Origin of the sequence: Synechococcus sp. CCY9202, assembly GCF_034931685.1 — a bacterium.
Lineage (GTDB): Bacteria > Cyanobacteriota > Cyanobacteriia > PCC-6307 > Cyanobiaceae > CBW1002.
The window spans coordinates 1-11104 of the sequence record NZ_JAYGID010000005.1; the positions used below are offsets into that span (position 1 = coordinate 1).

Annotated in this window: 11 protein-coding genes and 1 pseudogene; 5 read left to right on the plus strand and 7 right to left on the minus strand. The window is 60.3% G+C overall.

What is annotated here, in order from left to right; genetic code table 11:
* Nucleotides 1-424: 424 nt before the first annotated feature.
* Nucleotides 425-730: a hypothetical protein gene (locus VB777_RS00865; protein WP_322757893.1), complete on the minus strand. Its 306-nt coding sequence runs from the start codon at nucleotides 728-730 to the stop codon at nucleotides 425-427.
* 177 nt (nucleotides 731-907) lie between these two features.
* On the opposite strand from VB777_RS00865, the gene VB777_RS00870 reads away from it, so the two are divergent.
* The 4 genes from VB777_RS00870 to VB777_RS00885 all read left to right on the plus strand — a co-directional run bounded on the left by VB777_RS00870 (nucleotide 908) and on the right by VB777_RS00885 (nucleotide 5283).
* On the plus strand, nucleotides 908-1387 hold the full coding sequence (locus VB777_RS00870; RefSeq protein ID WP_323246450.1) for a nucleoside deaminase: 480 nt from the start codon (nucleotides 908-910) through the stop codon (nucleotides 1385-1387).
* 123 nt (nucleotides 1388-1510) lie between these two features.
* A complete protein-coding gene (gene moaB, locus VB777_RS00875) occupies nucleotides 1511-2056 on the plus strand; it encodes a molybdenum cofactor biosynthesis protein B (protein ID WP_323246452.1) in 546 nt (181 codons plus the stop codon).
* A complete protein-coding gene (locus VB777_RS00880; RefSeq protein ID WP_323246438.1) occupies nucleotides 2053-3363 on the plus strand; it encodes a diacylglycerol kinase family protein in 1311 nt (436 codons plus the stop codon). The genes moaB and VB777_RS00880 overlap by 4 nt, the downstream gene beginning before the upstream one ends.
* 378 nt (nucleotides 3364-3741) lie before the next feature.
* Nucleotides 3742-5283, plus strand: coding sequence for an FAD-dependent monooxygenase (locus VB777_RS00885; protein WP_323246440.1), 1542 nt, complete (start codon nucleotides 3742-3744; stop codon nucleotides 5281-5283).
* Nucleotides 5284-5815: 532 nt separating this feature from the next.
* Here the strand turns inward: VB777_RS00885 and VB777_RS00890 are convergent.
* The 6 genes from VB777_RS00890 to VB777_RS00915 all read right to left on the minus strand — a co-directional run bounded on the left by VB777_RS00890 (nucleotide 5816) and on the right by VB777_RS00915 (nucleotide 10150).
* Complete coding sequence (locus VB777_RS00890) at nucleotides 5816-6031, minus strand: type II toxin-antitoxin system HicB family antitoxin (RefSeq protein ID WP_323246454.1); 216 nt, start codon at nucleotides 6029-6031, stop codon at nucleotides 5816-5818.
* A 165-nt stretch (nucleotides 6032-6196) separates the two neighbouring features.
* Entirely contained in the window at nucleotides 6197-6529 is a 333-nt protein-coding gene (locus VB777_RS00895; RefSeq protein WP_323246442.1) for a type II toxin-antitoxin system HicB family antitoxin, read from the minus strand.
* On the minus strand, nucleotides 6526-6720 hold the full coding sequence (locus VB777_RS00900; RefSeq protein WP_323246444.1) for a type II toxin-antitoxin system HicA family toxin: 195 nt from the start codon (nucleotides 6718-6720) through the stop codon (nucleotides 6526-6528). The genes VB777_RS00895 and VB777_RS00900 overlap by 4 nt, the downstream gene beginning before the upstream one ends.
* Before the next feature lie 653 nt (nucleotides 6721-7373).
* Nucleotides 7374-7520: a hypothetical protein gene (locus tag VB777_RS00905; RefSeq protein ID WP_323246446.1), complete on the minus strand. Its 147-nt coding sequence runs from the start codon at nucleotides 7518-7520 to the stop codon at nucleotides 7374-7376.
* Nucleotides 7521-7860: 340 nt separating this feature from the next.
* On the minus strand, nucleotides 7861-8892 hold the full coding sequence (locus tag VB777_RS00910) for a methyltransferase (RefSeq protein ID WP_323246448.1): 1032 nt from the start codon (nucleotides 8890-8892) through the stop codon (nucleotides 7861-7863).
* A gap of 610 nt (nucleotides 8893-9502) precedes the next feature.
* Nucleotides 9503-10150 (minus strand): transposase, encoded by a 648-nt coding sequence (locus tag VB777_RS00915; protein WP_323246456.1) that lies wholly within the window; start codon nucleotides 10148-10150, stop codon nucleotides 9503-9505.
* Between the two features lie 11 nt (nucleotides 10151-10161).
* Between VB777_RS00915 and VB777_RS00920 the strand changes: the two are divergent.
* Nucleotides 10162-10698: pseudogene (locus VB777_RS00920) on the plus strand (IS1595 family transposase); the annotation flags it as partial.
* Between the last annotated feature and the right edge of the window lie 406 nt (nucleotides 10699-11104).

The following is an 11104-nucleotide window of genomic DNA, read 5'->3' on the forward strand; positions in this document are numbered from 1 at the left end:
GAGATGCCATCGCTGTTGCCGAATCCCTGAATCGGCTGTCATCGATCGTGGTGTCTGTGGTCGCTCGTTGATCAACGATCAGGGGTGGAATGCTGCGCTGCTACGTCACGGCCCCTGAACGGGTACGTGAAGCCTTGGCGACCTGGCACGCTCGACAGGTGGAGGCCTTGCCCAGGCAGAGTGGCTTCTCAGCACCGACCTGATATCTTCCCGCTCCGAGGTGATGGAAGAGTCTGGACCATTCTGAGTACCTTTCAGTCCAAAGAGAGTCTCAAGGCCTGGCAAAGTTCCAGCATCTGCCAGGAGTTGCTTGCTGATACCGCCTTCTGAACTGATTCGAGTTTCCACCTCTTTTCCCGGCTGGGTGCCTGTCGATCCAATCTCTGGACAGGGACCACCGGACTGGAAGACGGCGACACTCATTCTACTTGAACTTTTCCCAATCGTGAGACTGGCACTGAAGCTGTTCAATCCCCTTTTTACCTCGCTTCAGATCCATGGTGCCTTGGCCACCTCTATCGGCAATGCGATCAGTGTGGCGCTCACCAGTTGTCTGAAGATGCCCTTCTTTGTTCAGGAGTTTGATTAGTGGTTGTTTCACCGCACCGCTTCCCGCCGAGCCTTGACTCGGCGAGGCGTTCGCTGGATCTGCCCTTCTGAACGTGGCTTGATCTTTTTGGGATTTGATCTGTTCTTCTGCTGCTGAACCTGGGATCTCATAGCCCTGCAACAGCGCTGTCGTGCTGTCAAGGCTCAGCCTGAGGGTCCTGATAATTCGTCCTTGCCAGCATGAGCTGAGTCGTATCCACTTCTGTCGTTGTTCAAGAAGAATTTCGGACGAGGCCAGGGGCGGAAATCTTCTTCAGTTTGTAGGCGAATCTACGCGGGTGCCTGCACTGGTAACCTGATCTCCGCAACCGTAGACAGTGATTTCATGCGCCAAGCGATCGAGCTGATGCGGGAAGCCGGAGTTGTGAACAAAACCGGCGGACCCTTCGGCTGCGTGATCGTCAAGGATGGCCAGGTGATCGGCGCTGCCGGCAACAGTGTGATGCGGGATCATGATCCCTCCGCCCATGCCGAGGTGAATGCGATTCGGCAGGCCTGCAAGACTCTGCAGACCGTGGATCTCACGGGAGCAGTGATGTACACAAGCTGCGAATGTTGCCCGATGTGCTACGCCACTGCCTACTGGGCTAGGATCTCGAAGATCTACTTCGCTGCCGGTTGGCAGGATTACGCCGATCTCTTCGATGATGCCAACATCGGCGATGATCTTGCCTTGCCCTATCCAGAGCGTCGTCTCGCCCCGCAGCAGATCCTCCAGCAGGAGGCTGCCGTGGTGTGGGACGAGTTCCGGCAGCTGCCTGATGGTGCGCGGTACTGAAACTCGCCGTTGAGGCTCACCTGCAGCGTCGGCGTCCTTCGAGACCTTTCGGCGGAGTCGACCAACTCCGCAGCCCACCTGCAGGATCTGCCTACGATCCAACTCCTGCCTGTCCCGATCGTGGTGAGCCTCGCCATTGCCCTGCTCACGGTCTCCGACAGCCGCACCCTGGCGGACGACCCCAGTGGCGAGGCCCTGCGTCAGCGTCTTGAAGCCGCCGGCCATCGCCTGGTGGCGCGCCGACTGGTGCCTGACAACCGCTATCGCATCCGCGCTGAGGTGAGCGGCTGGATCGCCGATCCGGCGGTGCAGGTGGTGATCAGCAGCGGCGGCACAGGCCTCACCGGCCGCGACGGCACACCGGAGGCGGTGGCGCCGTTGCTCGATAAGCCGATGGAGGGCTTCGGCGAGCTGTTCCGGGTGCTCTCCTTCGAGACCATCGGCACCAGCAGCCTCCAGAGCCGCTGCCTGGCGGGGGTGGCGAACGGCACGGTGCTGTTTGTGTTGCCGGGCTCCCTCGATGCGGTGACCACCGCCTGGGATCGCCTGATCGCCGCCCAGCTTGATGGCGCCACCCGGCCCTGCAACCTGGTGCAGCTGTTGCCCAGGCTTACGGAACCGGTGGATCACCCGGCCGTGCGGCCGTCCGCTGGCGCAACGCCGGGATGAGCGTTCCGCCCGGGCTTGTGCTGCTTGCCTCCCCGGCACGCCGGGACGCTCTGCTCGCTTGGGTGCGTCGGCACCGGGCCCTGCTGGCCCCCTTTGCCCTGCGCCTCACCGCCGACCTGGCGGAGCCGCTGCAGCTCGAGGTTTCCACCGCCGACCTCCGCCTGGAGATGGCCGGCACGCTGGAGGCCGGCGGCGACATCAGCCTGGCCGCGGCGGTGCTGGCCCAGGAGGTGATGGCCGTGGTGGCGTTCCTGGATCCGGCGGCGCCCGTGGGTTCGCCGCCGGAGCTGCCGATGCTGCTGCGGGCCTGTCAGGTGCGTGATGTGCCGCTGCTGCTGAACGAGGCCAGCGCCACCCTGGCCCTGCGGGGCCTGTCGCGGGGCCGCCTGGCCACCCTGATCTTCAATCCGGTGGCCGGGCAGCGCGATCCGAACCAAGATCTGGCCCAGATCCGCTCGATCCTCGAGCCGCAGCTGCAGGTGCATGTCTGCTTCACCCAGCCGGATCTCGATCCAGCTGAGCAGGCCCGGGCGCTGCTGGGTCCGCTGCGGGCCCGTCAGGCCCGGCGGCCGGATTCGGCCCTGATGATCGCCTGCGGCGGGGATGGCACCGTGTCCGCCGTGGCCGGAGCCCTGCTGGACAGTGGCCTGCCTCTGGGGGTGATCCCCCGTGGCACCGCCAATGCCTTCGCTGGAGCCCTGGGCATCCCCACCGATCTGCCCGGAGCCTGCCGCACGGTGCTGGCGGGGCACATCCAGCGCATGGATGCGGCCCTCTGCAACGACACGCCGATGGTGCTGCTGGCGGGGGTGGGGTTCGAGGCCGGCATGGTGGACCGGGCCACGCGCGAACTCAAGAACCGGTTGGGGCCGTTGGCCTATGTGCTGGCCGGCGCCCAGCAGCTGGTGAACCAGCAGCCCTTCCAGGCCCACCTGGAGATCGACGGCAAGGCCATCAGCCTGCAGGCCTCCGCCATCACCGTGGCCAACGCCGCCCCCGGCACCTCGGTGTTGGCCCAGGGCTTCGGGAGGGTGATTGCGGACGACGGCCTGCTGGAGGTGACGATCGCCACCTCCACGGACCGGCTGCAGGGCCTGCAGGCCCTGGCCAGCCTGGCGGCCTCCGCGGTGGTGCAGACCCCGGCCCAGCACGGTGACCTGCTCTGCCTGCGGGCCCGCCGCATCACCATCGCCACGGCCACTCCCCAGAAGCTGGTGGTGGACGGCGAGATGCTTGAGGGCGACCGCTTCTGCTTCGAGTGTTTGCCGGGGAGCCTGCGGGTGTTTGCCCCCTTGCCGCTGCCGTAGCGGCCAGGTGTTGGGTTCAGTGCTGGGGCGCCATCGGGAGCAGCTGGGTGTGCCTGGCAAAGGCCGTTGGGCCGGGAAGCCCGGTCATCACCTTGCCGTGATCCTGGTTGAAATAGAAATGGGCATCGGTCTACAGATCTGCGAAACGCTGCAGGTAGGGAGCCTTGAGCGCATCGTATTGGCCCCACAGGTGACACACCCAGGGAAACCACCTGGATTCTTGGTCACCACGTTCTCGGGATTCAGCACAGGAGTGCCGGAGGATCTGCGTGTGATGCAGAGAGGGCGAATTCCTTGGTCTCGATGGTCTCGATCCCCATAGGATCAGCACCGTCTGGTCCCATTCCAGGGTCAGAACCGACTCTGCAGGCTGACGCCTTGGTTCCCTCCCTCCCCCGGCAGATCTCCGTTCTCGTGGTGGGCGCCGGCCCCACAGGTCTGCTGCTCGCCGCTGAGCTGGTACGCCGCCAGGTCCCCACGCTGTTGATCGATGCGAGGTCTGAAGCTCTGCACTGGGACCGGGCCACGGTGATCCACCCGCTCTCGCTGGAACTGTTCGAGTCGCTTGGCCTGGTTGATGACTTTCTCGCCGCTGGCTGCCGTCAGCGAAAGATCCAGATCCATGCTGATGGCCGCAGACTAGGAGAACTGGATCTGGCGGACTGCGGCAGCCGCTATGGCTTCAATCTGGGCCTTTCCGAGGAGATTACGGAATCAATTCTGGTCGCTTATCTGGAACGCCAGGGCGGCATGGTGCAGCGCCCCTGTCGGCTGCTGGGGCTCAGATCCCACGCCGAGGGTGTCACTGCCACGATCGCCTGCTCCGACCGGGAGCACCAACTGCAGGCCCGGTGGGTGGTGGGCTGTGATGGTCTGCGAAGCACCACCCGTGAGCTCAGCGGGATCCCCTTCGAGGGCCATGCCATCGCCCGCCCCTGGGCCGTGTTCGATGCCAGCATTGAGGGCTGGCGCGATACCTATGAGGCCAATGTGGCCTACCTCGACGGCACTCCTGTGATCCTCACCGCCCTGCCTTCCAGGCGCTGGCGGGTATACCTGAGGCCCAGTTCCGACCAGGGCGATCTGGTGGCGGAGGCCACCGCTGTGCTGCGCCGCTATGTGCCCGATGCGCGGTTCACGGCCGTGGAGAACCCCAGCCGCTTCCACTGCCACACCAGGGTGGCCAGTCGCTTCCGTTCTGGAGCTGTGTTCCTGGCGGGCGATGCCGCGCATGTGTGTTCCCCCGCCGAAGGCCATGGCATGAACTGCGGGCTGCATGACGCGGCCAACCTGGCCTGGAAACTGGCGTTGGTGCATCACGGGGCTGCCACGGCGGCCCTGCTCGACAGCTACGAGAGTGAGAGGCGGCCGGTGGCCGAACAGATCACCCGCTCCGGCGACGCCACCGAGGAGGCCCATGGGCTGCAGGAGAGCGAGGAGCGGGCCACACGCGACAGGGCGATCGCCGCCATGCTTGCCGATCCGTCGGCGCGGCACCACGAAGTTGTGGCGGAAGCCGAGATGAATCTGACGTACTCCGGCTCAGCGATCACCTGTGGAGCGGATCTCCCTCTGACCGGTGGGCAGCGGTTGAGCACCACGATCGCGTTGCAGTCTGAGGCCGGTGGCTGCCACCTGCATGAGCACACCCACCGGTGCGGGCACACCCTGCTGCTGCTGGGCCATGGCCAGACCGACCCTGCGCTGCTCGCAGCACTGCATGCCGAACTGGAGAGCCATACCGCTGCATCCAGCCTTGTGGAGGCGGTGGTCGTGCTGCGGCTCGAGGATGCCGCCGCCCTCGGTCTCGGCCCGCTGACCCTGCTGGCTGTACGACCAGACGGATTCATCGGCCTTCGAGCCGACTCCGACCATCTCGATGCGGTGAAGCGCTACGAACGTCTGGTTCTGGGCCGGTGAGTCGGTTCTGTTCGTTGCGGAGCACGATCCTGCGGATCCGTTGCACTTTCGCTGGCTCGTCCCAGATCCCGCAGGCGCTGGCAACGGCTCAGGATCCCCAGCACCGCCACCAGCAGCAGATACCAGGCCGGAATGCGGATCCCACGCCGCATCCGCGCAACTCCTGCGGAGAAGGCTTCGCCTACAGGGATCGCCCTGAGAATACTGATCAGGTCGAGATCGGTTGCGGGAAGTGCGGTTTCGGGCCCAGGACGAGCGCCATTCCACCGACCTCAACCCATGCTGGCAGCCCAGGCCAGGGCGCCTGTGACACACTTTGAATCAGCCCTGGGTGGCTACCTTTTGCCTTAAGGGCACCACGAAAAATACCGATTTACCTTGGAAGCAGCGATTGAGACTCATGTACTGGCCGGCGTCGGCATTGGCCAATGGTCGCGACAAGGCCGATTTTTCGTGGTGCCCTTAATTTCTTCAAGGCCAATTCTCTTCAAGACTGCGTTGAGAGTCTTTGCTGAAATCGCAGAATATCTCGTCACACTTCTGCTGTAACTCGCTGTACTCCTACAATGTTAAGTGACTCAGGGTCAGTCCCTGCAACCTCAAGGCAAAGCTCAATGGCTTCCTTGATTCGCTCCATTAATTGATCCAGCGATTTGGCTTGCGTATGGCAGCCGGCAAGAGCAGGAACGGTCGCCACGAAGAAACCTTCTGAATCCTTTTCCACCACTACATCAAACTGTCTGGGCATTGAGGTCACCCCCTCATGTCACTGTAGCTGCACAACCGCGGACTGGTACGGGTCTCCGCTTACTGGTCAGTCCAATGCTGCCCCTGAGTGGCAGGCAAGGACTTTACACCGCAAGCAGGGAATCGATGGAGGCCTGTCCACTCGAGGGGCTTGTTATCCGTTCCTCTATGTAGTGACACTTCTCTGGAGTGCCTCTTGAGCGAGTGTGTTGAGACTCTTTCCTTGCGCCTCAGCAGTCATCGCCAACTTTTCGTGTAGCTCAGGCGGAATGCGAAGATTGAACTTGCCTGAAAAGTGCTTACGTGGATCGATTCCTTGTTCCTTGCAGACCTCAAGGAAAACATGCAATGACTTTCTGAACTGTCGGCGAAGCTCATCAGGGTTTGATCCATAGAAGTCCGCTCCTCCAGAAAGCCCAAGAATCTTCCCACGAAACTGATCCGTTTCCTCGTCGTACTCAATTTTTGCGTGGTAGCCATCCACATTCATGAGATTCATGGTGTCACTCCGTGTTCTTCAAACCACTTGCGGATTGAAGCAACAGCACCCTTGTCTGTATTGGGCGATGGGTGGGGTCTGTGGAAGACCCTGACTTCGCCAAACAGAACGACCGCGACTCGGCTGCCCGCCCTCTCACTGACTTCCCCACCAAGCTCCTGAAACAGGGCTTCAATGTCCCTCCACGGCAAGCCGCCGCTTACGAGCCTGCTGAAAAAGTCCCGAGGTCGCCATGACTTGAGTCTGACCTCTGGGCGCAGCGCCCGTGAACACTGGGCTCGGAGTCAGGCGTTCCCGGGCTGAATGGCCCTTGAAGGGGTTTTTCAGCAGTCTCTTACGGGGCGGGAGAAGATCAGCTCAAGGGTGCGCTGGTGCTTCCGCTTCATCCCGGCATAGTACTATCTTTCAGTACCATGCGCGGTTTCTGGCAAACGGCTTGCTGGATACGTCTAACGCTCAAGTTCAGCGGCGGGTGATAGCTCTGCGTATTAGAAAGGCATCGTTGGCCTCCCATCCGCTGGATCTTGAGGTTAGGCCTTTAAGCGAAGCAATCGGTAGTCTGCATGACTACCAATCCAGACCCACATCAGGTCATTGCTGCTTTCTTCAACAGCTAAAGATCTGAATCGAAGCCCAACTCTGGCCGACCAGAACTTGCCGATCTTCTTGAAATGGAGTGAAGGATGGCGCGGCTCTGCTTTTGGTAATTCGAAGCAGCGATCAGCCTGGAGTTTCACCTCCGAAGGAAGTGAGTGATAGCAAGCCCAGAAGCGTGGGCTGGCCCGATGCCTCATAATTCAGTACATCGACCCGCATGACCGTCGCCAATCGCCTCATCAGCAAGTCAGCCCAAGTTGCCTGTAGTAATGTCATCTTCCATCTGCTGGTCCCAGTCCGTTTCGTCAAACGACTGAAACCAAGCCCGGAACTCGGCCCGCTTGGCCGGTGGCAGCTGCTGAACTGCAGCCTCAATCTCTTCAAGGGTGCTCATGAGTCCAATGATAGCCGAGGCCTTCCGCTGAGCCGTGGCATCCACTTGATAGGCCTAACGCTCAAGCTCAGCGGCGTAACATAGCTCTGTGCATGTCGCGCATGCCTGATACGTCCGCTGGATCTTGATGTTAGGCGATTGATGCTATTGCAACGAAGCTCTTACTTCGGTGACTGCCAGTGATGTTGACCACGGCTGCCTGTTAATCAGCAGGGGCGTCATCATTCCTTGTGGGCACTGCCTTGGTGTCCCTACGCCTCATCGGCCGACGAGGCCAAAATGTCGGTTTGGAGCAATTTGGACTGGCCGGGATTAAGGACACTCTCTGCCGCGTGGAGACTCAGCGTGGATCCTTGTAGGCGACCACTGCGCTCGACGGGCCCTGAAGCGGAATCGTTTCGAATCGGCTGAACCCTACTTCGCGGCACCAGTCCCTGAATTCGGCGATGGTGAAGTCAAAGGCGTCTCCGAATTCGATCAGCATCATCAGCGACATGAACAGACCAAAGGTGTTACTGCGCCTGGCGTCGTCGATGAACGCTTCGATCACGATCAGCGCGCCCCTTTCTGGCAGCGCCTCGAAGGCCTTGCGGATGAGTGTCATTTTTCGCTCAAGGTTCCAGTCGTGCAGGATCATGCCCATCGTGATCACCTGCGCGCTTGGCCATTGATCCTCGAAGAAGTCCCCCGGAACCACGGTGATCTGGTTGGAGAGCCCGGCAGCGGCGACCTTGCGCTTGGCAATCCTTGACACCGCCGGTAGGTCAAAGCTGATGCAGTGGATGGAGGGGTGAGCCGCTGCCACCTCCCGGCTGAGGAGGGCATCCGCTCCGCCGATGTCAGCGATGGTCCCAACGTTGTTGAAGGGGAATGCGCGAGCGAGCGCCTGGAAGTTGCGGATCGACGAGCCGTTCATCGCGTCCATGAAGGCTTCGAGTTGTTCCGGATCTGCGTTCATGGCCTCAAAGAACGGGGTTCCGGCGTGTTTCGCCTCGTTCTGAGGTTTCCCGGTGCGGAGGGCTTCGCTCAGATCTGCCCAGTACCGGTAGTCGCGCATCTCCCAGATCTCGATCAGTCCACCGATGTACTCCGGCTTGCTCCGATCCAGGAAGTGGCCCGTCGAGGGAGTGTTGCAGTAGAGCGCATCCGGCCCGTCGCCGCGGCGCTCAAGAAGGTCTACAGAAACGAGAAGATCCAGAAAGTCGCTGGCCGGCCTTCGCTCCAGGTTGAATTCGGTGACGATCTCAGCTAGCGTCATCGACCCAGCGGCCAATCGCGTGTAGAGGCCGAGGCCAACGGCGGACAGCAGCGCCTTTGAGGCGCCGAATCCGCTAGCGATCCTCATGATGTGCGACGGATCCGGTTCGGTCATGTCACCTCGCTGTTCTGTAGTTGGTTTCTAGCTGGTGTTCTGAGCGGTGAGCGGCAGCCGGTGTGAACTATTTTCATGCTCTTGCCCGGGTGCTGTGGAAACCGATCAAGGCTCAGCTGATGATTAGACATACACCTAACGCTGCCGCTGAGTGGCAGGCAGGGAGTGTAAGTGGTAGTGGGGAGATCCAGGGGGCCTGTCCACTCGAGGGGCCTGTTATCCGATCCTCTGTGGCTTGTCACTTCTTAGGAGTGATTCCCGGGCGAGCGTGTTAACACTCTCCCCTGCTCCTGTACGGCTCGAGCTCCATTCTCGTGTAGTTCAGGCGAAATCAGAAGATTGAATATAACATAAAAGTGTCTGTGGGGCTCGTTTCCTTTTCTTCTTGCAGACCTCATGAAACACGTCCGATGTCTTTTGGAACTCTTGGCGAAGCACTTCCGGTCTTGATCTAAAGAAGCCGGCTCCCCCAGGAAGCCGAAGGATGTCACCGCAAAACTATTCTAGGGCTTGCTGAAATTCGTTTCCCAGCTGTCGTGACGCATCAAGGGCGATGCTCGGACAAGCCTGTTCCTAGTCAATAGATCAAGGAATGGCTCAATGAAGTTGCCTAGTAAGCACCCAAAAGCGCTGCACGACGCTCGGGAACGAACAGGCACGTGATCGCAATATATACAAATACAAAAAATGCAAACAAAAGGCGCAGAAAGCGCAAGATCTTCTCGGCATTCATCACAAAGAATGCCATCCCGATCACCGTTCTTGAAGTTGCGACCAGCTTCGTCATGATCCGATCGAGTCCATATTTTCTCTTGCTTGTGCCGATTCTGCCTTCGATCACCGAACGCTTTCTCAGGTCAGATTTAAACAGTTCCTGTTGTTCTGTTGACTGGACTTCGGCCTCTGCTGTCTCCTTCTTCCGTGCGCGCCCACTGAGTCGGATGCCATGATCTTCGCAGAACTTCTTGTTCGCGACTGTCATATAGATCGCATCTGCACAAATCCGCGCCGGATAGTATCCTCGCTCTTCCTTGTATCGCTCGGCCCGCTCGATCAGGTCATTCGCCTCATTGTAGTTGTCCCAGCTGATTCGATCTACTTCTACGAATCCATTGTCATCTGAAATCGAGATCTTGGCACCGAATTCAGTTTTCTTGCCTGCCTTGCCCCTTACGATAGGTCGGACATGAGGCTTCTTGATTAGGTAGCAAGCTCCGCAGCCAGCCCGGACGGCCCTAGAGTGGTACCTACGTACCAGGGAGCGACGCCATGGCTATGAACCGAATCCAATTCCAGCCTGGAATGTCCGTGCCCCAGTTCATGGATCTCTACGGCACCGAGGAGAAATGCGAGGCTGCCCTTGAGACAGCTCGCTGGCCGGAGGGATTCCGATGTCCTCGATGTGGACAGCAGGAGCATGGCCTGGTCTATGGACGCCGCCACAAGCGGTATCAGTGTCGACAGTGCCGCCATCAGACAACGCTCACTGCTGGAACAGTCATGGAAGCCACGAAGTTGCCCCTCACGATCTGGTTCCTCGCCTTTTACCTGATTGGCCAGGCAAAGAGCAGTACGTCCTCCCTGGCTCTGATGCGGCAACTCGGGGTGAACTACCGCACGGCGTGGTTGATGCACAATAAAATCATCCAAGCGATGAGCGAGCAGGAGGAAGTATGCGTCCTACATGGAAAAGTGCAGCTCGATGATGCTTACCTCGGCGGAGAACGCAATGGTGGCAAGGCAGGTCGAGGATCGGAAAACAAGGTGCCAATCGTGGCAGCTGTCTCCCTGGACGAGGACGGCCACCGGTGGTGCCGGCCTTCCATTCGCGTCTTTGCGTCACGCCAGCGGTGGGCCTGTGGAAAGACCCATTGCCACCCCCATTCCAAAGCCGCGTTCGGGTATTTCCTTCCCAGTGCCATTGTCAGCATGACTCTCCCCCAACCTGCTTCCAGGCCTGCAATGGCTCCGCGAGGCTGGTTGGAAGCACGGTGATCCGGTCCTTGTCCCCTTTGCCGCTGCGAACGGGCACGTGCCGGGCCTCGAAGTCCACGTCGTGGACCCTGAACCGCAGGGCTTCCATGAGCTTAAGAGTTTGCTGAAAAACCCCGCTTCCTCTGCGAGAATGAGTCAACTGCCCCAGGTTTGATGCGAGGTCAGCAGGAGCGCAGCGGCTCCTTGTTCTCCTACGTCTCGATCGAGGAGCGGATCC

Coding starts and splice junctions, on each gene's coding strand:
- VB777_RS00880 (WP_323246438.1), top strand. CDS start 2,053: ATGAGCGTTCCGCCCGGGCTTGTGCTGCTTGCCTCCCCGGCACGCCGG.
- VB777_RS00890 (WP_323246454.1), bottom strand. CDS start 6,031: ATGCCCAGACAGTTTGATGTAGTGGTGGAAAAGGATTCAGAAGGTTTC.
- VB777_RS00895 (WP_323246442.1), bottom strand. CDS start 6,529: ATGAATCTCATGAATGTGGATGGCTACCACGCAAAAATTGAGTACGAC.
- VB777_RS00905 (WP_323246446.1), bottom strand. CDS start 7,520: ATGAGCACCCTTGAAGAGATTGAGGCTGCAGTTCAGCAGCTGCCACCG.
- VB777_RS00910 (WP_323246448.1), bottom strand. CDS start 8,892: ATGACCGAACCGGATCCGTCGCACATCATGAGGATCGCTAGCGGATTC.